This is a genomic window from Pseudarthrobacter lactosi (genome assembly GCF_055412785.1).
Genome location: NZ_JBVAYS010000005.1, coordinates 45,108 through 67,379, shown reverse-complemented (window position 1 = coordinate 67,379; position 22,272 = coordinate 45,108). Strand labels below are relative to the sequence as shown.

22 protein-coding genes are annotated in these 22,272 nt (G+C 64.6%); 11 read left to right on the top strand and 11 right to left on the bottom strand.

What is annotated here, in order from left to right:
• Positions 1 to 5: 5 nt before the first annotated feature.
• The 5 genes from ACZY0Q_RS18690 to purB form a co-directional block, all read right to left on the bottom strand.
• A complete protein-coding gene (locus ACZY0Q_RS18690) occupies positions 6 to 1,082 on the bottom strand; it encodes an extracellular solute-binding protein (RefSeq protein ID WP_463919060.1) in 1,077 nt (358 codons plus the stop codon).
• A 226-nt stretch (positions 1,083 to 1,308) separates the two neighbouring features.
• Positions 1,309 to 1,743, bottom strand: a complete 435-nt coding sequence (locus ACZY0Q_RS18685) for an acyl-CoA thioesterase (RefSeq protein ID WP_463919058.1) — start codon at positions 1,741 to 1,743, stop codon at positions 1,309 to 1,311.
• A 76-nt stretch (positions 1,744 to 1,819) separates the two neighbouring features.
• Complete coding sequence (locus ACZY0Q_RS18680) at positions 1,820 to 2,323, bottom strand: GNAT family N-acetyltransferase (RefSeq protein WP_463919056.1); 504 nt, start codon at positions 2,321 to 2,323, stop codon at positions 1,820 to 1,822.
• A 97-nt stretch (positions 2,324 to 2,420) separates the two neighbouring features.
• The gene (locus tag ACZY0Q_RS18675; RefSeq protein WP_463919054.1) at positions 2,421 to 3,092 is read right to left on the bottom strand and encodes a histidine phosphatase family protein; all 672 of its coding nucleotides are present in this window, start codon (positions 3,090 to 3,092) and stop codon (positions 2,421 to 2,423) included.
• A gap of 103 nt (positions 3,093 to 3,195) precedes the next feature.
• On the bottom strand, positions 3,196 to 4,638 hold the full coding sequence (purB, locus tag ACZY0Q_RS18670; protein WP_463919052.1) for an adenylosuccinate lyase: 1,443 nt from the start codon (positions 4,636 to 4,638) through the stop codon (positions 3,196 to 3,198).
• Positions 4,639 to 4,808: 170 nt separating this feature from the next.
• Here purB and ACZY0Q_RS18665 point away from each other — a divergent pair, with 170 nt between their 5' ends.
• Both ACZY0Q_RS18665 and ACZY0Q_RS18660 read left to right on the top strand, forming a co-directional pair.
• The gene (locus ACZY0Q_RS18665; RefSeq protein ID WP_463919050.1) at positions 4,809 to 5,126 is read left to right on the top strand and encodes a hypothetical protein; all 318 of its coding nucleotides are present in this window, start codon (positions 4,809 to 4,811) and stop codon (positions 5,124 to 5,126) included.
• Positions 5,123 to 6,637 carry a hypothetical protein gene (locus ACZY0Q_RS18660; RefSeq protein ID WP_463919049.1) on the top strand — a complete coding sequence of 505 codons (1,515 nt, stop codon included), beginning with the start codon at positions 5,123 to 5,125 and terminating at the stop codon, positions 6,635 to 6,637. Before ACZY0Q_RS18665 ends, ACZY0Q_RS18660 begins: the two co-directional genes overlap by 4 nt.
• A gap of 86 nt (positions 6,638 to 6,723) precedes the next feature.
• Here ACZY0Q_RS18660 and ACZY0Q_RS18655 read toward each other — a convergent pair whose 3' ends face one another.
• Positions 6,724 to 7,152, bottom strand: coding sequence for a phage holin family protein (locus tag ACZY0Q_RS18655; RefSeq protein WP_463919048.1), 429 nt, complete (start codon positions 7,150 to 7,152; stop codon positions 6,724 to 6,726).
• An 82-nt stretch (positions 7,153 to 7,234) separates the two neighbouring features.
• On the opposite strand from ACZY0Q_RS18655, the gene ACZY0Q_RS18650 reads away from it, so the two are divergent.
• From ACZY0Q_RS18650 to ACZY0Q_RS18630, 5 genes are all read left to right on the top strand, one after another.
• Positions 7,235 to 8,353, top strand: coding sequence for a histidinol-phosphate transaminase (locus ACZY0Q_RS18650; protein WP_463919047.1), 1,119 nt, complete (start codon positions 7,235 to 7,237; stop codon positions 8,351 to 8,353).
• Positions 8,354 to 8,502: 149 nt separating this feature from the next.
• Complete coding sequence (locus ACZY0Q_RS18645; RefSeq protein ID WP_463919045.1) at positions 8,503 to 9,786, top strand: thiamine pyrophosphate-dependent dehydrogenase E1 component subunit alpha; 1,284 nt, start codon at positions 8,503 to 8,505, stop codon at positions 9,784 to 9,786.
• The gene (locus tag ACZY0Q_RS18640) at positions 9,786 to 10,766 is read left to right on the top strand and encodes an alpha-ketoacid dehydrogenase subunit beta (protein ID WP_463919043.1); all 981 of its coding nucleotides are present in this window, start codon (positions 9,786 to 9,788) and stop codon (positions 10,764 to 10,766) included. Before ACZY0Q_RS18645 ends, ACZY0Q_RS18640 begins: the two co-directional genes overlap by 1 nt.
• 60 nt (positions 10,767 to 10,826) lie before the next feature.
• Positions 10,827 to 12,323, top strand: coding sequence for a dihydrolipoamide acetyltransferase family protein (locus ACZY0Q_RS18635; protein ID WP_463919041.1), 1,497 nt, complete (start codon positions 10,827 to 10,829; stop codon positions 12,321 to 12,323).
• Between the two features lie 28 nt (positions 12,324 to 12,351).
• Positions 12,352 to 12,960: a phosphatase PAP2 family protein gene (locus ACZY0Q_RS18630; protein ID WP_463919039.1), complete on the top strand. Its 609-nt coding sequence runs from the start codon at positions 12,352 to 12,354 to the stop codon at positions 12,958 to 12,960.
• Between the two features lie 15 nt (positions 12,961 to 12,975).
• Here ACZY0Q_RS18630 and ACZY0Q_RS18625 read toward each other — a convergent pair whose 3' ends face one another.
• From ACZY0Q_RS18625 to ACZY0Q_RS18605, 5 genes are all read right to left on the bottom strand, one after another.
• The gene (locus ACZY0Q_RS18625; RefSeq protein WP_463919037.1) at positions 12,976 to 13,323 is read right to left on the bottom strand and encodes a hypothetical protein; all 348 of its coding nucleotides are present in this window, start codon (positions 13,321 to 13,323) and stop codon (positions 12,976 to 12,978) included.
• Between the two features lie 156 nt (positions 13,324 to 13,479).
• Positions 13,480 to 13,908 carry a universal stress protein gene (locus ACZY0Q_RS18620; protein ID WP_463919036.1) on the bottom strand — a complete coding sequence of 143 codons (429 nt, stop codon included), beginning with the start codon at positions 13,906 to 13,908 and terminating at the stop codon, positions 13,480 to 13,482.
• A 53-nt stretch (positions 13,909 to 13,961) separates the two neighbouring features.
• Positions 13,962 to 15,266 carry an aminotransferase-like domain-containing protein gene (locus ACZY0Q_RS18615; RefSeq protein ID WP_463919035.1) on the bottom strand — a complete coding sequence of 435 codons (1,305 nt, stop codon included), beginning with the start codon at positions 15,264 to 15,266 and terminating at the stop codon, positions 13,962 to 13,964.
• Between the two features lie 56 nt (positions 15,267 to 15,322).
• Complete coding sequence (locus ACZY0Q_RS18610) at positions 15,323 to 16,177, bottom strand: GerMN domain-containing protein (protein ID WP_463919033.1); 855 nt, start codon at positions 16,175 to 16,177, stop codon at positions 15,323 to 15,325.
• A gap of 214 nt (positions 16,178 to 16,391) precedes the next feature.
• Complete coding sequence (locus ACZY0Q_RS18605; protein ID WP_463919031.1) at positions 16,392 to 16,949, bottom strand: NAD(P)H-dependent oxidoreductase; 558 nt, start codon at positions 16,947 to 16,949, stop codon at positions 16,392 to 16,394.
• 122 nt (positions 16,950 to 17,071) lie between these two features.
• Between ACZY0Q_RS18605 and ACZY0Q_RS18600 the strand changes: the two genes are divergently transcribed.
• From ACZY0Q_RS18600 to ACZY0Q_RS18585, 4 genes are all read left to right on the top strand, one after another.
• On the top strand, positions 17,072 to 17,680 hold the full coding sequence (locus ACZY0Q_RS18600) for a TetR/AcrR family transcriptional regulator (protein ID WP_463919030.1): 609 nt from the start codon (positions 17,072 to 17,074) through the stop codon (positions 17,678 to 17,680).
• A gap of 358 nt (positions 17,681 to 18,038) precedes the next feature.
• Positions 18,039 to 19,022, top strand: coding sequence for an ABC transporter permease (locus ACZY0Q_RS18595; RefSeq protein ID WP_354155677.1), 984 nt, complete (start codon positions 18,039 to 18,041; stop codon positions 19,020 to 19,022).
• A 2-nt stretch (positions 19,023 to 19,024) separates the two neighbouring features.
• Complete coding sequence (locus ACZY0Q_RS18590) at positions 19,025 to 19,999, top strand: ABC transporter permease (protein ID WP_463919028.1); 975 nt, start codon at positions 19,025 to 19,027, stop codon at positions 19,997 to 19,999.
• A complete protein-coding gene (locus ACZY0Q_RS18585) occupies positions 19,996 to 22,227 on the top strand; it encodes an ABC transporter ATP-binding protein (protein WP_463919026.1) in 2,232 nt (743 codons plus the stop codon). The genes ACZY0Q_RS18590 and ACZY0Q_RS18585 overlap by 4 nt, the downstream gene beginning before the upstream one ends.
• Positions 22,228 to 22,272: the final 45 nt, after the last annotated feature.

Genomic DNA, 22,272 nt, shown 5'->3' with positions numbered 1-22,272 from the left:
GACGATTACTGCATGTACTCCAGCTCGATTTTCTCCACCCACGAGCCCATGTTTTTCTGGACGAATTCCCAGTCAATGTCCTGCTGCTTGAGGTCGGCGAAGAAGTCCACCACGTCAGGGTTGGCCTGCGCGGCGGCACGCTTGTTCACAGGCATCGAATTGAACTTCTTGGCCCAGGCGCCCTGAACGTCCGTGCTGCCGAACCAGTCGATGAACTTCTGCGCTTCTTCCTTCTTGTCTGTCCCCTTGACTAGGGCCACCTGCTCGACGGCGAGGGGAACGCCGACCGACGGCTTGACGGTTTCCACGTTGACCTTGAAGGTCTTCTCACGTTCGGCGACGATCGAGGACGGCATCTGGCCCATGTCCGCTTCGCCGCTGGCAATGCGGGCAAACAGATCGGTCTTGGGCACCGCTGGGCTGCCGTGCTGGAAGTACTGCTCCGCCTGCTTCCAGCCTTCGTCGGAGATGCCGAGGTCGCCGGAGTCGTCCTTGTAGCGGGTAAGGATACCGGCGAACACGAGCTGTGCCGTGGCCGTACCCATGCCTGTGACCCGTTCGTAGCGGTCCTTGAACTCGTTCTTGGTCCAGAGGTCCGTCCAGTCTTTGGGAGCGGCGTCGGCGGCGATCTTGTCCGAGTTGTAGCCCAGGAGGATGGCCTGCTTTACCAGCGGCCAGTAGGCTTCGCCGTCACCGAGCGCCGGGTCAACTTCGCCCGCCCAGGCTGGTTTGTAGGCCTCAAGTGCGTCCGCGGCCTTGATCTGTGCGAAGTACATGTTGTTCAGTCCATATGCCACATCAGCAATCGGGTTGTTCTTTTCGGCGATCAGCTTGTTGGTGGCGTCTGCTCCGCCGGCGCCAACAACTTCGACTTTGTAGCCTGCTTTGGCGGCCTCCGCGGTCAGCCACTCACCCCGGCCCTCCCCATTGGAATTTGTGTAGATCACGAGGGTTTCGCCGGAACCCCCGGCCGGTACGGACGAGGCATCACCGGAGGCTGCAGGCGTGGGTGTTCCTCCGCCGCAACCGGCAAGCAGGGTGACGGCGAGGACGGCGGCGGCCAGGGTTTGGACTTTACGCACGATCAGGACTCATTTCTTCACAGGAGCGAACCGGAGCATATTCCGGCAACTCTATAGCCGGACCGGTCAGATGAAGGCTATATCTGCTATCGATTTGATAAACAGCCCGGCTGACTAGTCTTGTCCTGTCAAGGGAACATCCAGCGCATGGCTCATTAACTTGCCGTGAACGTTGAGGGACCTGCTCCTGACGTGTCAGCGACGGATGACTGACACGTCCTGGGGCTCAGTCCTGAATAAGCGTTTCAGTCAGGTGATGTGTGGGAATCCGGTCCCGCTCATAGGTGATTTCTGTGTAGCCGTGGGGCTCGGGCATACCGGCCGGGCTGAGGTTCACAAAGACGATCTCTTCGATGGTGAGGATGCTCTGCCGCGTGATCATGTTGCGGACTTCGGCGCGCATGGTCAGCGACGTGCGGCCGAAGCGCGTTGCCGTCAGGCCCATTTCCACCAGGTCGCCCTGCACTGCGGAGCTTACGAAGTTGATCTCCGAGATGTACTTCGTGACGGCGCGGCCGTTGCCAAGCTGGAGGATGGCGTAGATCGCGGCTTCCTCATCGATCCATTTCAGCAGGCTTCCGCCGAAAAGGGTTCCGTTGGCGTTCAGGTCCTCCGGCCGGATCCATTTGCGGGTGCGGAAGGTGATGTCAGTGGATTCCATATGGCGAGGGTAGCGTGCCGCGGCGCACGTTACGTCGTGTCGGTTGTTGTGTAACGGGCCGCCGCCCGGATTTGGCTCAGGCCATGGCGGTGTGGGCGGCGCTGTGCGAGTCAATCGACTTGGCGTAGCAGTACGAATGCTCCACGCCCACGTAAGCGCCAAAGTTGGGGACGGATTCGAAGCCGGAGTTCTCGTAGAAGTTCCGGCCGTCCGGCTGCGCCGAGCCGGCTTCGGCCTTGATGCGCGTGATGCCCTGCTGGTGCGCCTCTGCTTCGAGGGCCGCCAGAATGGAGCTGGCCACACCAGATCCCCGCGTATACGGGAGTACGTAAAGCCGCTTGATTTCGGCCGTGGCGCTGTCCAGGAGCCTCAGTCCGCCGCAGCCTACGGGCTGTCCCGAGCCTTTGTCGTACGCCACCAGGAACACTGCACAGTCGGCGCCCGACGGCGGGGTCCCCGGTTCGTGGTCAGGCGTACCGAAGCGGGCGTCCAGTTCTGCCTGCTGGGCCCTGCGCAGATCGGCGCCCACGGGGTTGGACCAGGTGACCGAACGGATGTTGAGCCGCGGATTGGTCTGCATGACTGCCTCGTTTCGCCGAAGGGTGATGCAGAACAAGCCTACGAGCCCACCATTAACGCCATGTTTCCTGCGCGTAAGGGGATGGAGAACTTGCCCGCTACCTCTGGGTGCCGGTGGGGTCCTCGGCGGTCGGATCCGTAAGGGCGAGGCCGCCCACCGGGCTCCCGTCCCAATGGATCAGCTTCCAGCCGGCGCCGGGGTCCCCTTCGAGGGCCACGATGCCGGTGTTGGACAGGACGTGGCGGGCCGCGAACCTATGGTCGGCTCCGGCGGCGCGGAGCCCTGTCCACGTGCGAATGGCCGCGCCATGGCTCACTAAGGCCGCGACGGCGGGGCCCCCGTTGCTGGCCGCGCGCTCGGCAATGTGGTTGATGGCCGCGTCGAACCGTTCGAAAAAGTCGTGGCCGTTCGGGCCGGCAGGCATCCTGCGGTCCAGGTCACCGGCTGCCCACGCAAACACCGTGCCCATGTACCGCATGTGCGATTCATGGTCGGTCAGTTTCTCCAGTGCCCCTGCCTCGATTTCGTGCGCGCCATCCAGGACTTCAACCTCAAGCCCGTGGAGCCGTGACAGCGGGGCGGCCGTGATCTGGGTGCGCAGAAGGGTGGACGCGTACAGTGCGCCTATCTGCTCGTTGGCCAGGGACCGTGCCATGGCCTCTGCCTGGCGTTCGCCCAGTTCGGTTAGCCCGGGCCCGGGGTGGGCGGTGTCCAGTTGGCCGAGGACGTTTCCGGGGGTCTGTCCGTGGCGGATGAGGAGCAGCTTCATGACTCCAGTTTCGCATCCGGCAGCGGGAGGCTCCACCACCGGAAGCCGCCGGGCCCTCAAAGGACCCGACGCCGCCGTCGTACGTTAATGCCGGGGTGCCGGCTTACTTGAGGTGGTCCACCAACTGGTCCGCGATGCCGGTGTATTTGCCCGGTGTGAGGGCGAGGAGCCGTGCCTCGGCCTCGGGGGACAGTCCCAGGCTCTGCACGAATTCCTGCATGCGGGCCGCATCCACACGCTGGCCGCGGGTGAGGTCCTTGAGCCGCTCGTAGGGGTTTTCCATGCCCTCGACGCCGGCGATCGCCTCGGCGCGCATGACCATCTGGATGGCCTCGCCCAAGACTTCCCAGTTGGTGTCCAGGTCGCCGGCGAGGACGTCTTCGGCAACGTCGAGGCGGTCCAGGCCCTTGGCCACGTTGGAGATCGCCAGAAGGGAGTGGCCGAATGCCACACCGATGTTGCGCTGGCTGGAGGAGTCGGTGAGGTCGCGCTGCCAGCGGGAGGTCACCAGCGTGGAGCCCAGCACGTCCAGGAGGCCGGAGGAGATTTCCAGGTTGGCCTCGGCGTTCTCGAACCGGATCGGGTTGACCTTGTGCGGCATGGTGGAGGAGCCGGTGGCGCCGGCCACGGGGATCTGGGCGAAGTAGCCGATGGAGATATAGCTCCACATGTCCGTGCAGACGTTGTGCAGGATCCGGTTGAACCGGGCGACGTCGGCGTAAAGCTCGGCCTGCCAGTCGTGGCTTTCGATCTGGGTGGTCAGCGGGTTCCAGGTCAGGCCGAGGCCCTCGACGAAGGACTTGGCCACCTGCTGCCAGTCGGCGCCCGGAACGGACGCGACGTGGGCGGCGTAGGTTCCGGTGGCGCCGTTGATCTTGCCCAGGTATTCGGTCTTCGCGATCCGGTCCAGCTGGCGGCTCAGGCGGTGCGCGATGACGGCCAGTTCCTTGCCCAGCGTGGTGGGCGTGGCGGGCTGGCCGTGCGTGCGGGACAGCATGGGGACGGCGCGGTTGTCCTCGGCCATCTTGCTGATCTGGGCCACGAGGGCGCGTGCGGCGGGCAGCCACACGTCCTCCACAGCACCCTTGACGCCCAGGGCGTACGAGAGGTTGTTGATGTCCTCGGACGTGCAGCCGAAGTGCACCATGGCGGTCAGGTTCTCGATGCCGACGGCGGGCAGGCGGCGGCCAATGTAGTACTCCACGGCCTTGACGTCATGGACGGTGACTGCTTCGATTTCGGCGAGCTCGGACACCGAGGCGGAGTTGAATTCGGTGACGATCGCGCGGAGCTTTTCCTGCTGTTCCGCGGTGAGCCGGGCTGCGCCGGGGAGGACGTTGTTGCTGGTCAGGTGGATGAGCCACTCGACTTCCACGGCCACACGGTCACGGTTCAGGGCTGCCTCGGACAGGTAGTCAACGAGGGGTGCGACGGCGGACTGGTAACGGCCGTCCAGCGGGCCCAGGGCGATCTGGTCCGGTGACGCGGCCAGGGCCAGGCGTCCAGAGGGCGTGCGGGTATCAGCTGTGGTGGCAGTTTCAGGCATGTGCTGATTGTTTCATGAACTCTTGACTGCCGCTTAAGCGGTCCGTCCTATGTGGACATCGTCGTGACTTGTCCACATAGCCGACACCGGTGCTTCCGTTGGGTGGGTGGCCTTACGTAGCGTCGGGGTTCAGGAGGTGGGCTTCACATGTGGTGGCAGGGGGAGAGGGAATGAGCAGCGACTTGATAGCACCTGACTTGGCGGCGCTCGTAGCGAGGGGCAACGAGGTTGAGCACCTGGCGGGGCGGGTTGCCGTGTGTGAAGGACGCGTGGATACCGTTCTTGCCAGGTTCAGGGAGATCCAGATGCTGGACTGGCAGTCACCGGCCGGCCGGGCGTACCGGGTCTCGGTGGGTCTGCAGGAGGTTGCGCTCGGAAGAGCGCTCGCACGGCTCGAAGACGCACGGCTGGCAGTGAACCGCCATGCGCAGGAAGTGGGGCCGTCCTCCGGCGCCAGCCAGGCTGGGCAGTACCGTTGGCCGAGGTGACGTCATCTGGCAGCGGTGGCCCCATCCAGGTCAGCGGACCTGCTGTCGATGGTGCCCTGGAAATTAGGGGCGGAATTGGCGGCATCACCTTCCAGTTCGAGGAACTCATTGGCGGGGCGGAAAAGCTCGATGACCTAGCCAGCGAGCTGGCAGCGGTAGAGGCCGAAGTGAGCCGGATCCAGGGCTGTTTGCGCCTGTCCCAGGCCCTATCTCAGGCCCAGGCCTTCGGGACGGACGCCGAAATCTCCTTGGGGGAGGCCCAGCGAAGCGTGCAGGCGGTCCGCGCAGACCTGCAAGGGATTAGTGGCCAGGTTCGGGCCAGCAAAAACGACTACGAACTCGCTGAGCTGGCGGCTGGCGTTGCGCGCGGACTAGGCATCCCCAGCGTTAAAGACTTCTTGTACTCATGCACGGACCAACAAATAACCGGCCTGCCTAACAGGAACGCGATGGAATTGTTGACCGGCAACGTGGCGCTCTCCCTCAGTGCGCTCTTGGGTCTCTCGCCGGCCCACCTGGCGGTCGCATTAGCGGCTGACATGGCGGCCGGCAGGAACATATCGGCGGTTGGTCCCCTGATTCGAAGTCTCGCCGACGGATCCAGGCCGGAGCTGAAACCGCGTTCCCTCACTGTTGAACAGCGTGAGAGTGTGCCCATCCAGCTGGATGCTTCCCTCGCCGGCCTACTGGACCGTGCGCGGATCGTCGACGAAAGAGGGGACGGCTACGTGGAAGTAATCGAAGTGGATAGTGCCGGTCAGAAGGCGTACGTGGTGGTGATCCCCGGGACACAGGCGGGCGCTGAAACTGGAGGCGACAACCCCTTCGATATTGCAGGGATCGCCGAGGGACTCGGCTATGGTTCGGCAGAAGTCAGCGCCGGCGTCCTGCAGAGCCTTCAGGCTGCAGGAGCACCAGAAGGCTCTCCTGTCGTTGCCGTTGGCTATAGCCAGGGTGGCGTGCACGCCATGAATCTCGCTGCTGACGAGCTCTTTCAGTCCAAATACGACATGAAATATGTTCTGACCGCTGGTTCCCCGGTTGGCGGGATCATCCCGGATGAGGGTGTCAGCAGCCTTCACCTGGAGCACCGCGAAGACTGGGTTCCGGGAAGTGACGGCACACCAGGTCCCGACGCCCGGAACAGGGTTACGGTCACGCTGAACAAACCAGTGTGGACGCCAGCGGGCGAGGACCCTGGATTGGGCCCCGGTCACAAGCTCAGTAACTATCAGGAAGGCGCCCGGCTGGTCGCGGCAAGCGACGATCCCTCCCTGATGGCCTCAACCGCCGTCCTGAGCGGCGTCCTGGGGGCAGGCGGCACGGCAACGGCCACCCGCTTCGCGCTGACCCGTTCGAAGCCTCCCGAGACCGCGATAGGCCGTGGGCCGGTGCCGACGCCCATGGCGCAGGTGCCACCGCAGCCGCCGCAATCCACAGCGCAACAGTCCTCGCCCCAGCCGGTGCGAGACAACAGTCCGGGGCCGTCGCCGCAGCCGACACAGCGCTAGTCGCCGCAGCCGACACAGCGCTAGTCGCCGCAGCCGACACAGCGCTCAGTGACTCTGCGAGGCAATCCGGCCGAACGGATCGCCGGTCAGCGCTTGCCGGCCCCTGTCAGCCGCCCGGCAACCAGAGAAATGAGCGTGATAATGATGGCCGCGAGGACCGCCGTCCAGAAGAACGAGTCGATGGTGAAATGCACCGGCGTGTAGCTGCTGAGCCAGGACGTCAGGTACAGCATGGCGGCGTTAATAACGATGGTGAACAGCCCAAGCGTGAGGATGGTGATGGGCAAGGACAGGAAGCTGACCAGGGGGCGGACAAACGCGTTCACCACACCGAAGATCAACCCGATGAACAGGTACGCGAGAATGATGCCGACGGTCTCCGTACCCTGCGTTACGCCCGTATCGGCCACCGCCGCGGTCGTGGCCGAAGTAGCGATATCAAGGCCCGGCAGTATCCAGCTGGCAATCCAGAGGGCCAGCCCGTTGATGAGGACTCGAACAATAAAAGAGCGCATACGCCCATGCTGTCACACTGCCCTGAGCCCCGCCTGTGCGCCCGCCCAACCCGTGCCGTTCAGGCGAAGTAGGCTAGTTTGCATGACTTCATCAGAGATCCTGCCTGGCGAAATCCGGCCGCGGCCCGTGGTTGGCCGGCTTCCCCGCTACGCCGCAGGAAAGCCTCCCGTCGCCGTTGACGGGCTGGCCAGCTACAAGCTGTCCTCCAATGAGAACCCCCTGCCCCCTCTTCCTGCGGTGCTGGAGGCGATTTCCAACCAGACGGATTTCAACCGCTACCCCGACCCCCTCAGCAGCAAGCTTCGTGCTGCGCTCGCCGAGTTCCTGGCGGTGCCGGCCGAGGATATCGTCACCGGAGCCGGAAGCCTCGGTGCCCTGAACCAGTTGCTGTCCACGTTTGCGGGCCAGAATGACGACGGCAAAGCGGACGAAGTAATCTACGCGTGGCGGTCCTTCGAGGCCTACCCCATCAGCGTGGGCCTGGTGGGCGCGGAAAGCGTCCGCATCCCGCTGACGGCAGAGGGGCGCCACGACCTTGAGGCCATGGCTGCCGCCGTCACGGTACGCACCAGGGTCATCCTGCTCTGCACCCCGAACAACCCCACCGGCCCCATTCTGACCACCGCCGAAACGGAGCGGTTCATCCAGACAGTCCCGGCCGACGTTGTGGTGGTTATTGATGAGGCCTACCAGGAGTTCGTCCGCGACAAGTACGCCGTGGACGGCATCTCGATGTACCGGAAATACCCGAATGTTGTGGTGCTCCGGACGTTCTCCAAGGCACACGGACTGGCGGGTCTGCGCGTGGGCTACAGCATCTCGAACCCCGGGCTGACGCAGTACCTGCGTGTGGCGGCCACTCCATTCGCTGTGTCACAGATCGCTGAGAAAGCAGCCATCGTCTCGTTGCAGAATTACCCGCTGGTTGTAGAAAGGGTACAAAGCATCGTGGACGAACGAACCCGGGTAACCCGCGGGTTGCGTGAGCTCGGCTGGTTTGTGCCCAAGGCGGAGGGCAACTTCATCTGGTTGAACCTGGGCGAAAACAGCTCGGAGTTTGCCGATCTGGCGGGGACACAGGCGCTTTCGGTGCGTGCGTTCGGCAGTGAAGGCGTGCGGGTCAGCATCGGGGAGGCGGAGGCCAATAGCCGGTTCCTCGAACTCTGTGCAGACTATACAAAGGCGCCGCGACGTTCCTAGCGCTTAACATGCGTCAGGAGCGGCACCTACTGAAGATAAAGTAAGGACCAGTAAGCCAATATATATGCCAACAACGGAATGCATTCCTCCAGCGGCATATATCCCAGCGACATTGCAATGCATCCGCATGCGGCAAGCAAGGAGACGGTATGGGCGCCACACATCTGCCCTCCACCGAGTTCGATCAGACAGCGGCAGACGACCAGCTCGAGGCTGAGGCCGAGGCCCAACTGGGCAGCCCGACCGAGCCTATGGTGCAGCTGCTGGCGCCTGACGGGACCCTGGGGACAGACCCGGTCTTCTCCGCGTATGCGGACCGGCTGGACGGTGAAAAGCTGCGTGGCTTCTACGCTGACATGGCCAAGATCCGCCGCTTTGACGTGGAGGCAACCGCACTGCAGCGCCAAGGCCAGCTGGCCCTGTGGGTCCCGCTGACCGGCCAGGAGGCCGCGCAGATCGGCTCCGGCCGGGCCAGCCAGCCCCAGGACTACATCTTCCCCACCTACCGCGAGCACGGCGTGGCCCTGACCCGCAATGTGGACCTTGCTGAGCTCCTGCGCCAGTTCCGCGGCGTCTCGAACGGCGGTTGGAACCCGAAGGACACCAATTTCCATCTCTACACCCTGGTCCTGGCCGCGCAGACGCCGCACGCCGTCGGCTACGCCATGGGGATCCAGCGGGACCAGAAGCTCGCGGCAGCGGCAGTCGCCGCGGATGCAGCTGCGGACCGGCCGACCGAGCCTAAGGCGGCGGTGATGGTCTACTTCGGTGACGGTGCCAGTTCCGAGGGCGACGTCCACGAATCCATGGTGTTCGCCGCCTCCTACAACGCTCCGGTGGTGTTCTTCTGCCAGAACAACCACTGGGCCATCTCCGTTCCCAGCTCGGTGCAGACCCGCATTCCGCTGTCCAACCGGGCCAAGGGTTACGGTTTCCCTGGCATCCGGGTGGACGGCAACGATGCGATCGCCGTCCACGCAGTGACCGAGTGGGCGCTCGAACATGCCCGCGAGGGCAAGGGGCCAGTGCTGATCGAGGCCTTCACCTACCGCGTCGGGGCGCACACCACTGCTGATGACCCCACAAAGTACCGGGAATCCGCCGAGGAAACCCTGTGGCGGGCCAAGGATCCGCTTGACCGCCTTGAAAAGTACCTGCGGGCCCAAGGGCTGGCAGATGACGCCTTCTTTGACAAAGTCAAGGCGGACGGCGACGAACTCGCCGCCTACGTCCGCAAGACCACCTACGACCTCGAAACCCCGGACATCAGGACCGCATTCGCCAACACCTACGTTGAGGCCCACCCCCTGGTGGCTGAGGAACTCGCCTGGTTTGAGGAATACAGCGCGGGGTTCGCTGAAACGCCGGAGCACCACAGCGCCAAACCTGGCAGCCCGGCCCCGGATGATGCAGCGACAGGAGTGGCCCGCTGATGACCACCATGACCATAGCCAAGGCCATTAACGAAGGCCTGCGAGCCACCCTGGACAACAATCCGCGGACCCTGCTCATGGGCGAGGACATCGGAGCACTGGGCGGCGTCTACCGCGTCACCGACGGCCTCCTCGCGGAGTTCGGCGCGGACCGCGTGGTGGACACACCGCTCGCGGAGTCCGGCATTATCGGCACCGCGATCGGCCTTGCCCTGCGCGGCTACCTGCCCGTCTGCGAGATCCAGTTCGACGGGTTTGTGTTCCCCGGTTTCAACCAGATCACCACCCAGCTGGCCAAGATGCACGCCCGCAGCAACGGCAACCTCACCGTTCCCGTCGTTGTGCGGATTCCTTACGGCGGCGGCATCGGTTCCATTGAGCACCATTCGGAATCACCGGAGGCGCTGTTCGCCCACACTGCCGGCTTGCGGATCATCACACCGTCCAACGCCCACGACGCCTACTGGATGACCCGGCAGGCAGTGGAATGCCAGGACCCCGTAATCGTCTTCGAACCCAAGCGCCGCTACTGGCTCAAAGGCGAGGTGGACACGGAATCTCCAGGCGCGTCTGCCGATCCTTTCAAAGCGCATGTGCTCCGCGAGGGCACGGATGCCACGGTGGTGGCCTACGGCCCGCTCGTGCCGGTGGCCCTTGCCGCTGCCGACGCCGCTGCCGAGGACGGCCACAGCATCGAGGTCATCGACCTGCGTTCGATTTCGCCGATCGACTTCGACACCGTCACGGCGTCCGCCAAGAAGACCGGCCGGCTTGTTGTGGCACACGAGGCACCGACCTTCGGCGGCATCGGGGGCGAGATCGCAGCCCGGATCAGCGAACGCGCGTTCCTCTCCCTGGAGGCGCCCGTGATCCGTGTGGGCGGCTTCCACATGCCGTACCCGGTGGCCAAGGTCGAGGAAGACTACCTCCCCGACATCGACCGCATCCTCGAGGCGCTGGACCGCGTCCTGGCCTACTAGGCGCAGGCACCTTCCCCCGCTCACGCTTCCCCGCTCACGCTTGCCGCGAAAGAGGACACCATGACTCTGAACAAGTTCAACCTGCCCGACGTGGGCGAAGGCCTCACCGAGGCGGAAATCGTCTCCTGGAAGGTCAAGCCGGGGGACACCGTTGCGATCAACGACGTCCTGTGCGAGATCGAGACTGCCAAGTCGCTCGTTGAGCTGCCGTCCCCCTTCGCCGGCACCGTCACCGAGCTGCTGGTTCCCGAAGGCGTCACCATCGACGTCGGAACAGCCATCATCAGCGTCTCGGACGCCGTCTCCGGTGACCCGACGCCGGCAGATGCCCCGGCCCCCGCCACTCCGGTCCAGCCGTTGTACGGCAAGCTTCCCGCGGACGACGGCGGCACTTCAGACAGTGCCCTGGCCGGCGGTCCGCTGGTGGGATCGGGCCCCAAGGCCGACGCCGTCAAGCGCCGTCCCCGGAAGGCAGCACAACCTGCCGCTGCCGTGTCGCGCAACGCCGCGGAGGTCGAGCCTGTACAGCCCCACACACTGGCTGAAGTCTCCGCGCAGCGGCAACAGACTGTGGCAGGAACTGCCAACCCGGCTCCGGGCCAGACCGGCGTCGTCGATAACCGTCCCACTCTCGGCGGAACCATCACCGGCCTCGTGAACCGCGTCCTGGCCAAGCCGCCCGTCCGCAAGATTGCCCGGGATCTGGGGATCGATCTGGCCGATGTGGTGGCCACCGGCTCCCGCGGCGAAGTCACGCGCGAGGACCTGGTCAGCTACCAGTCCCAGCGCGATGCAGAGCTGGACCAGGCCGAGGGCTTCTGGGGCAAGGCCGGCAAGCCGCAGGACCAGCGGATTGAAAGAATTCCCGTCAAGGGCGTGCGCAAGGCGACGGCCAAGGCGATGGTGGAGTCGGCGTTCTCGGCCCCGCACGTGAGCATCTTTGTTGATGTGGATGCTAGCCGTACCATGGAATTCGTCAAGCGGCTGAAGGCTTCACGGGACTTTGAAGGGATCAAAGTCTCACCGCTGCTGATCCTGGCCAAGGCCGTCATCTGGGCCGCCGCGCGGAACCCCAGCGTCAACGCCACCTGGGTGGACAACGTGGACGGGACCGACGCCGCCGAGATCCAGGTCAAGCACTACCTGAACCTTGGCATCGCCGCAGCCACCCCGCGCGGCCTGATGGTTCCCAACATCAAGGACGCCCAGGACCTGTCGCTCAAGGAACTGGCACTGGCCCTGAACAACCTGGCCACTACAGCCCGGGCCGGCAAGACCCAGCCCGCCGAAATGCAGGGCGGAACGCTCACCATCACCAACATCGGCGCGCTGGGGATTGATACGGGAACCCCGATCATCAACCCCGGTGAAGTGGCAATTGTGGCTTTCGGGACCATCAAGCAGAAGCCCTGGGTCCTGGACGGCGAAGTCATTCCGCGCTGGATCACCACACTCGGCGGCTCGTTTGACCACCGTGTGGTGGACGGCGATTTGTCCGCCCGGTTTATGGCCGACGTCGCGGCGATCCTTGAGGAACCGGCGCTCCTGCTGGACTAGGGCTGCCGGGACCGCGAGCATCGATTCCGTGAACCAGGCTGGCCTTCGGTCCAGGAACCGGGCAGCCAGGTGGCTGACCGAGGTGTTCCAACCACCCGTGGTGGTGACGCTTCAGCTGCTTATCAGCCCCGTGGTCGAGGCCGGATTCCCCGGCACCATCGGCTATGGAGCCTTGGCTGCGTTGTTTGTGTGCGTGCTGCCGCTGCTCGTGCTCCTCGGGCTCGTAAAGCGGGGCAAGGTCACGGACCATCACGTCAGCAACCGCAAACAGCGCGCGCCCGTGCTGCTGATGGCGCTAGGGTCCGTTGTTGCCGGTCTGCTGGTGCTGCAGGCCGGCAATGCGCCGCGAAGCGTGATGGTCATGGTGCTGGCCATCATCGCCGGCATCATTGTCCTGGCCGCTGTGAGCCCCTTTTGGAAGATCAGCGGACACGCAGCGGCGGTGTCGTCGGCGGCGGTTATTTCTGTCCTGATGCTGGGTCCGGCCTGGCTGCCGTTGCTCCTGCTGGTTCCCGCCGTCGGCTGGTCCCGGGTGGTGCTCCGCGCACATAGCTTGGCTCAGGTTGTTGCCGGTTCGCTTTTCGGCGGCTTGGTGATGGCGGGCCTGTGGTGGTTCCTGCGCGGCTGGCTCCTCTAGCGGAAGCCCACAGGGTCAGTAACCGTAGGCCGAGTAGGTCGTCATCATCTCGACCATTTCGGGATTCCCCGCCATGGCGCCAGCCAAGGCAGCGGATGTGGCAAACGTCAGGCCGCCCAGAACCAGGGCAACGCCTGAGAGGGCCGCGAAGAATTTCCAGTCACCGCGCAGGACGCTCGCCACGGTCTCAGGCAAGCGCAGTCCCGGCGCGATGAGGTTGGGTGCGCTGTCCATAGAGCCGTCATCCAGCAGGGCGATGACGCGGCCGTTGCCGCGGTCCACCCGCATGGAGCAGATGTGGTTGCCGTGGCGGGCCAGAAGGATGTCATGGCCTACGAGTTGGCGGCGCTGAAGAGTAATCAAGGGGGCCCCTAAGGCTGGAGTGGAGTGTGGTTGTCCGCTCCATTGAGGGCACTCCCAATTTTATCGCCTGGCCGGTGCCGAACCGGTCTTTTAAGGGGTGAGAACGGACACCATGCACCGCCGCGGTGCGGCCGGCGCATGGTGTCCCGCCGTCAGTTAGTCGGCGTCGTAGGTGTTGGCGATGTAGACGTCGCACGTGGCATTGTGCGCCACGCTGTTGGCCACGCTTCCCAGGACCCGGCCGATGCCGCGCATCCGCCGGTTGCCCACCACGATCATCGTGGCGTCCAGGCGCTCGGCTTCCTTGATGAGCGCTTCGGCCGGCTTACCGCGGGCGGCCGAGTAGGTCACCTTGATGGAACCTGCCAGGGCCTCGGCCACTGTCTTGGCAACATGCTCGGCACCGTCAGCGTCGGAAACGATCCACTGGTCGCTGCCAGAGCCGAAGACCTCGGTACGGTCGCTGTCGAAGGCTGAGACGACGTGCAGCGAGGCGCCTACGGCGGCGGCGAGATCCCGGGCCGATTCGGCGGCCTTTTTGGCGGTGCCGCTGCCGTCAACGCCAACAACAATAATTCCGCTCATGCTTTGTACTCCTCTTTCAGTTTCACTCTTGGCCACACTCAGTCCGGCCAACGTTACAGCGCTGCAAGGGCTTCGCGCAGTACCGGAGCCAAACGGCGGACACCTTCCCTGATGGCGTCGGGCGGAACCGCGCTGAACGCCAGCCGCAGCTTGTTGGACGGCGCATCAGACGGGGTGAAAGCAGCCCCGGGGATAAAAACGACGCCGGCGTCGATGGCCTTCTGCAGCAGGGGATAGGTGTCCACGCCCTCCGGCAGCGTGACCCAGACGAAGAAGCCGCCTTCCGGGCTGGTCCAGCTGGTGCCGGCGGGCATGTGTTCGTCCAGGGCCGCGAGCATGGCAGTGCATCGTTCGGCGTACAGTTCCCGGTAGGTCTCGATCTGCCCCTTCCAGTCATAGTCCCTGAGGTAGGCGGACACCAGCATCTGGTTCAGGGTGGGCGGGCACAGCGTCACAGATTCGGATGCCAGGTAGTAGCGCCGCTGAAGGTGCTCCGGGACTAATGCCCAGCCGATGCGCAGGCCGGGAGCAAAGATCTTGGAGAACGATCCCATGTAGATGACATCGGCGGGGTTGGCCGCGCGGAGCGGTTCCAGCGGTTTTCCGGCGTACCGGAGAAGCCCATAGGGGTTGTCTTCCAGTACCAGAATATTCGCGTTCCGGCATATATCAACAACCCGCTGACGGCGTTCCTCCGCCAGGGTAATGCCCGATGGATTGTTGAAGTTGGGGATCGTGTAGAGGAACTTAATGCTTTTCCCGGCCGTCTGGAGCGCGGCGATCCTGGCCTCCAGCAGTTCAGGCACCAGACCGTCGTCGTCCATCTCTACGGTGGCCACCTCCACCTGGTAGGCCTCAAACGTGTTGAGGGCGCCCACGTACGTGGGATCCTCCACCAGCACCACGTCCCCCGGGTTGCAGAAGACCTTGGTGGCCACATCCTGGGCCGACTGCGAGCCTGCAGTGATCACCACGTTCTGCGGGAGCGCGTCCAGAATTCCTTCGGCCGCCATCACATCGCAGATCTGGGTGCGCAGTTCCTCAGTGCCCTGACCGCCGCCGTACTGCAGGGCGGTGAGCCCCTCATCGGCGATGATGCTGGCAGCCGTTGCTGCCAGCCGCTCCAGCGGAAGGGATTGCAGGTAAGGGCTGCCCCCGGCAAGGGACACCAGCCCGGGGCGCATCGAGATGTCAAAAACGTCCCGGACCGCTGATTGCTTAATGTTGGCTGCGCGCTCCGAAAACAGCGCCTCGTGGGGATGAGCGGCGCGGTGGGCGGACGTGGCCGCGCGCTCGATGGCATCAATGGCTTCGGCCGGCAGCTGCACTGCGCCGGCATCAAGTGTTTCGTGGCTCACATCCTCAGGATACAGCCAACAGTTGCCGATCAGGCAACAGTTGTTGATCTGCCGTGCTATTTGAGGCTCAATGCTTCGGCGAGCCCAACACCGTTGACGTAGACCTCGGCACGGATGGCGCCCACCGAAGCGACGGCAGTCTGCGTGAGCTGGGCCTCGATACGGGGGATGTCGCACACCCCCGCTGGACGGATCGAGCCGGACAGGTACACCGTCACCGACGTGCCGTCGAAGCTGCCGGAGAGGAACGTCAGGGTTGAGCCGGACAGGGAGTTGTACAGTCCGGGCGTCGGTTCTGCGGCTCCGTCCAGAAGGGTGCGAATGGCGTTGGCCAAAGGTTCCGCGGATCCGGCCACGGTGCGGCGGACGCCGGCCAGGCTGTCGTTACAGCCAAAGCGCACACCCCCGGCCCCGCCGTCGTCAAGCAGTACGTAGTAGGCGGTCACCGTCTGGAATCCGGCGGACTGGCCAGGGGCCGGCACGGCCGGGGGTGGCGCCGAGGGCTCCGGAGTCGGCGATGGGCTTGCGGCGGCACTTGTGCCGGGTGCCGCACCGCCGATGGGCATGGCGGTCCCGGGCGAAGCCGGTACGGCCCCTGGAGCGGTGCCCGGGCTCCGCCCTGCCGTTACGGGCACCCCGCCGGACGCGTAGTTTGAAGGCCCAGGCGGCGAGCCGAAGAACGGGCTGGTGGCCTCCGCGGGCGCAGCGGTGGCCGGTGGGGGCGGCTGCGGTTGCGGAGCCGGAATAAGGGGCGGCTGGGCGAGGTCGGGGCGTTCGAGGGTGGTGGCACCTGCCGGGACGCTGCTGCCGGCACCTGGGTTCGTGCTGGGGGCGCAACACCCCAGCCACAGTGGAAGAGTGAGTGCTGCCGCCGTCGCCATCAGCTTTCCGGCGCTCCGCCTGCCTGCCATCTATGCACCGCGTTCCCGTGCCGAATGCTTTCCGTGCACTTAACGTTACGGCGGTCCCTCGGCCCAGAAAATGCCCGCGCGGTACCGGTTGGAACAAGACTTGGTCACGCGAGCGCGCTCAGCCACCTACATGCTCACGGTGCGGTAACAAATGCCCCGGACACCTTTCGGTGCCCAGGGCATTGTGTTGCTGGCGCTGCTGCGTGCGGCCGCCTTACGCTGCGGGCTGGACGGAGGCGATTGCGTCGAAGACGCCCTTGATCTGTTCCACTACCTCGGCGTCGTCCTTCGGGTGCAGCTCGGCAAAGCGGACCATGGAGCCCGGGACGGCGAGCTTGACGTCCTCAAGCACCTGGGCGCCGGCAATGCCCACTGCCTTGCGGGCTTCGTCTTGGGCCCACACGCCACCGAACTGGCCAAATGCGGTACCGACGACGGCGGTCGGCTTGCCGGAGAGGGCGCCGGCACCAAAGGGGCGGGACAGCCAGTCGATGGCGTTCTTCAGCGATGCGGGCACGGTGCCGTTGTGTTCCGGGGTCACCAGAAGGATGGTGTCCGCTTCGTTGGCGGCGGCGCGGAGGGCGGCGGCAGCGGCGGGAACCTGGCCTTCGACGTCGATGTCCTCGTTGTAGAACGGGATGTTGCCCAGGCTTTCGTGGATGACCACGTCAACCTGGTCGGGAGCGTTCAGCTGGATAGCTTCGGCCAGCTTCTGGTTGGTGGATTCGGCGCGGAGGCTGCCAACAAGGGTAAGGACGGTGCTGTTCGACATATGGACTCCTGGGGTCGGGCTGCGGATGGGGCCGCCGGCCGGTGGAAGGTTGGAGGCTTGGTGCCTTCACTGTCTAAACGGACCGTAGTCCGATTATTATTCCCGGGGCTAGGATATGGACTGTGAGCTTTATCCCGTTGCTGCCCGGTGCGCTCTCCGGCCCGCCCGCTGAGCGCAGTGACGCTGCGCGGAACCGTGAGCGGCTGTTGGGCGCGGCGCGGGAGCTGATTGCCGAGTGTGGCCCGGACGCCCTGACCATGGACAGGCTGGCTGAGCGGGCAGACGTGGGCAAGGGCACCGTCTTCCGCCGGTTCGGCAGCCGCGCCGGACTGATGATGACATTGCTGAGCGATTCCGAGGCCGCCTTCCAGGCTTGTTTTATGTTCGGACCGCCACCCTTGGGGCCGGGCGCTCCGGGCCTGGAGCGGCTGATCGCTTTCGGCGCAGCGCGGATCGCGTATGTGATGGAGCATGGAGACTTGGCGAGGGCTGCTGAGTCTTCGGCCCACAGCCGCTATGAGGTCCCAGCAGTCATGCTGTGGCAACGCCACATCGAGTTTCTCCTCCGGGAGGAGGGCATGGACGCGGACCCGTTGCTGATGGCTATGTCCCTGGCCGCAACGCTGGATCCGGACCGACTCCTGCACGCCGTCCGCGTCCAGGGCCTGGCGCCCGAGCGGTTGACCGATTCCTGGCGGGACCTTGTCACCCGAGTGGTCCGCGGGCGGTAGAGTACGCCTAAATCCGGCGAATCGTCCAGTCAAATCAATTCCACAGAATTATTCATAACAATCTGATACGGCGGGCGCGGATTCCGCTCAGGTGCCCGTATTTCCGGCGCTACTCTGTGGTAGTTTCCTCTGGAATGTGACCCGCAACATAGTCCACCCGGACTTCATCTGAGCTGGTCGCGGGAGACCGGCTACACGCTGGTGGAAACCCGGTGGCAGCGAGACCCGTTGCTGGCCGGGGAAATCGGAAGGATCTGGAACGTGGATGCAGTGAAGGCAGGAAATCCGCCGGCCCAAGGCGACCCCTTGGAGTGTTCGCCCATAGTCCAGGTGGCAAAGATCCTGAAGTAGCTGCCATATGATCAGGTACCTCGCCAAGCGCGGCATCACGTACGTCTTCATGATTTTCCTGACCACGTCTGCCGGCTATTTCCTGGCGGTCAGTTCGCTCAAGCCGGCGCTCCTCGAACAGGAACGGATTCCCCGTCCCACGCCCGAGCAGGTGGCCAATTCCATGCGCCTGAAAGGCCTGGACCCGGACCTCAGCCCGTGGGAGCGCTACGTTGAGTGGCTCACCGGGATCGTGACCCGCTGGGACTGGGGACGCAGCCCCAACGGCGCGTTCATCAACGCCGAATTCGGGGACCGCGTCTGGATCTCCACCCGGCTCTTCCTGGCATCCATCGTCCTGACCCTTGTCATCGGTGTCGCCCTTGGGGTGTACTCGGCGGCCCGGCAGTACAAGTTCCAGGACCGGGTGATCACGTCCTATAGCTACCTCGCGTACATCGTGCCCGCCCCCATTGCCTACTTCCTGGTCCAGCTTGGTGCCATTAACATCAACGAAACCGTCGGGGAGCGCATCTTCTTCGTGACGGGCATCTCCACGCCGGGCATGCAGCCCGGGTGGGCGCAGTTTGTGGACATGGTGGGCCACTATGCAGTTCCCACGATCGCCATCACCCTCGTCGGCTGGGGTTCGTACCAGATCGCGCAGCGCCAGTACCTGCTGGACAACGTCAATGCGGACTTCGTCCGGACGGCACGCGCCAAGGGGCTAACGCGGAACCAGGCCATTACCCGGCACGCTCTCCGGGTTTCGTTCATCCCTGTGGCCCAAAGCATTGCGTTCACCATCCCGGCCATCTTCGCCGGCGGCTTCTTCGCCGAGAAGATCTTCGCCTGGCCCGGAGTGGGCTCCTGGAGCATTGACGCCATCTCCCTGCAGGACGTCAATGCGGCCACAGCCACCCTCGCCTACGGCTCGGTCATCTTCGCCCTGGGCGCCATCCTCGCCGACTTCGCCACCACGCTTGTGGACCCGAGAGTGAGGGTGCAGTAGCCATGACCAACCTCAACGCCATTGATCCGGCAGCGGTCGCGCAGGACGCGCACCTCGAAAGCGCCGATGTGGTGATCGCCAAGTCCACCATCATTTTCCGCCGGTTTATGCGGAACAAGACGGCCGTCGCAGGGCTGGCGATCTTCCTGGGCCTGACCCTCTTCTCCTTCGTCGGCGGGTTCTTTACCCCTTGGGACAAGGAGACCCTCGACCCCTTCAACATCGGCATGCCGCCGTCCGCTGACCACTTCCTGGGCACGTCGCAGGCCGGCATCGACCTCTACGCCATGACTGTCGAAGGTACCAGGATCTCCATCCTGATCGGCCTCATTGTGGGCCTCGTGTCCGTCCTGGTCGCCGCGGTCTACGGCTGCACCATGGCCTATTTCGGCGGAAAAGTGGACAAGGTGATGCTCTTCGTCCTGGAGGCGCTCATCATGATGCCCGCCCTGCTGGTGGTGGCGGTTGCCACGAGCGGCGGAGGGGACGGCCTGAAGAAGAACCTCCCCAGCTGGCTCCTGCTGATCATCGTGCTCCTGGTCTTCAGCTGGATGGGGACCGCACGGCTGATCCGCTCGATGTCCATGTCGCTGATGCAGCGGGACTTCGTCAAGGCGGCCCAGTACATGGGCGTCCCGCCGCGGCGTATTGTGTGGCGGCACCTGGTCCCCAACATCGGCTCGCTGCTGGTCCTGGACATCACCCGCGGCGTCACCGGGGCCATCCTGGCCGAAGTGGCTTTCTCGTTCATCGGCATCGGCATCAAGGTGCCGGATGTCAGCCTCGGCGTGCTGATTGGCGGCGCCACGTCCCAGGTCCAGACGTTCCCGTGGATGTTCTGGGTCCCGCTCACCGTGATGTTCCTGCTCACGGGGTCCCTGGCCATGATGAACGATGGCCTCCGGGACGCCTTTGACCCGAGCTCCAGCTCTGTTGGCCGGGCCAAAAAGAACAGCGCAGAGAAGAAGGGCAAATGAGCACTTTCCTTGAGCCGGCTGACCCGGCCCCCGCAGCGGCCGAGCGGCTCCACATCGCCGGTCTCCACTCGCCGTCGGACGCTGTCCTGTCTGTCAGGGACCTAAACGTCAGCTTCAACTCCGAAAACGGGGCTGTGCATGCTGTTCGGGGCGTCAACTTTGACCTGATGCCCGGCAAAACCCTGGGAATCGTGGGGGAGTCCGGGTCCGGCAAGTCGGTGACATCACTGGCCATCATGGGCCTGCTGCCCGCCACTGCGGAGATCTCCGGCTCGGTCAGGCTCAAGGGCAAGGAACTGCTGGGCCTGAGCGACAAAGCCATGTGTGCCTACCGCGGCAACGACATCGCCATGGTGTTCCAGGACCCGCTGTCCTCCCTCACGCCGGTGTACACGGTGGGAACCCAGATCACCGAGGCCCTCACCATCCACAACCCGGGCATGAGCAAAGCGGCAAAGGAAACCCGCGCCGTCGAGCTCCTGGCGATGGTGGGCATTCCCAGCCCCCGGAACAGGCTCAGGGCCTTTCCGCACGAGTTCTCCGGCGGCATGCGTCAACGCGTGATGATCGCCATCGCCATCGCCAACAACCCGCGCGTACTGATCGCGGATGAGCCGACGACGGCACTGGACGTCACCATCCAGGCCCAGGTGCTCGAGGTGCTGCATACGGCGCAGGAGGAAACGGGTGCCGCCGTCGTGATGATCACGCACGATCTGGGCGTGGTGGCGGGCATCGCCGATGACATCATGGTGATGTACGCCGGGAAGCCGGTGGAAACCGGCAGCGTGGATGACATCTACTACGATCCCCGGATGCCCTACACGATGGGCCTGCTCGGGGCCGTGCCCCGCGTGGACGTCGCGGAGAAATCCTCGCTGGTGCCCATCGACGGCATCCCGCCGAACCTCCTCCACACCCCCACCGGCTGCTCCTTCGCACCGCGCTGCCCGCTGGTGACCGACGCCTGCCTGGACGGCGAGCCTGCCTTGAACCCTGTTCCAGGCAGCGGCTACCACCAGGCGGCGTGCATCAAATCCGGCTCCCTCGGCGCGGACGTGGATGTCCACGAGATCTTTTCCGCCCCGCCGGTCCCGGTCTCCAGCTTTGACCTCATCCCCCGTGGGGAGCGCTCAACCGTGCTGGAACTCAAGGATGTCCGTAAGCACTTTCCGCTGACCAAGGGCGCCCTGCTTAAGCGGCGCATCGGCACCGTAAAGGCCGTTGACGGCCTGAGCTTCGACATCCGCGAAGGAGAATGCTTCTCCATCGTGGGCGAGTCGGGGTCGGGCAAAACCACCACCCTGCTGGAAATCATGGAGTTCCATAAGGACCAGGACGGCGAGGTGATCATCGGCGGCATCAGCAACAAGCAAGCTGCCGACGCCAAGACCAAAAGCGCCATGCGCAGGGAAATGCAGATGGTTTTCCAGGATCCCACCGGCGCCCTTGATCCACGCTTCACCGTCTACGAGGTCCTCGCCGAGCCGCTGCAGAACGCCGGACTCAGCAAGCCGGACATCAAAAAACGCATCATGGAACTGATGAAACTGGTGGGCCTGCAGCCGGACCACGTCAACCGGTTCCCCAACCAGTTCTCCGGCGGCCAGCGGCAGCGCGTCGGCATCGCCCGGGCCCTGGCCGTGAACCCCAAGCTGGTGGTCCTGGACGAGCCGGTGTCCGCGCTGGACGTCTCGGTGCAGGCCGGCGTCATCAACCTCCTGGACAAGCTCCGCGCCGAGTTGGGCCTCAGCTACCTTATGGTGGCCCATGATCTCTCCGTGGTCCGCCACATCTCCAATCGGGTGGCGGTGATGTACCTGGGCAAGATCGTGGAGATCGGTGAGGTTGACCGGGTGTTCGACAACCCCCGACACCCGTATACGCGGGCACTGCTGTCCGCGATCCCCGTCCCGGACCCGCAGTTCGAGCGGACCCGGGAGCGGATCATCCTCCAAGGGGACCTGCCGTCCCCGTTGGATGCCCCGAAGGGCTGCAACTTCGCCACGCGCTGCCCCGTCTTCGCGGCGCTTCCGGCTGCGAAGCAGGAGAAGTGCCTGACCTTGGAGCCGCCGCTGGAAGCGGTGCAGTCTTCTGCTGCCGTGGAGATTTTGGAAGCCGGCCCGGTGCCTATACCGGACCAGCAGTTTGCCTGCTTCTTCCCGGACGGCGAACTGGACGAGCACATGCTGGTGGTCCACGAGACGGTGGAACCCCATGCACCCTAGATTTTTTCGACCCATCACAAGCATCACCCGCACCTATGAAGGGAA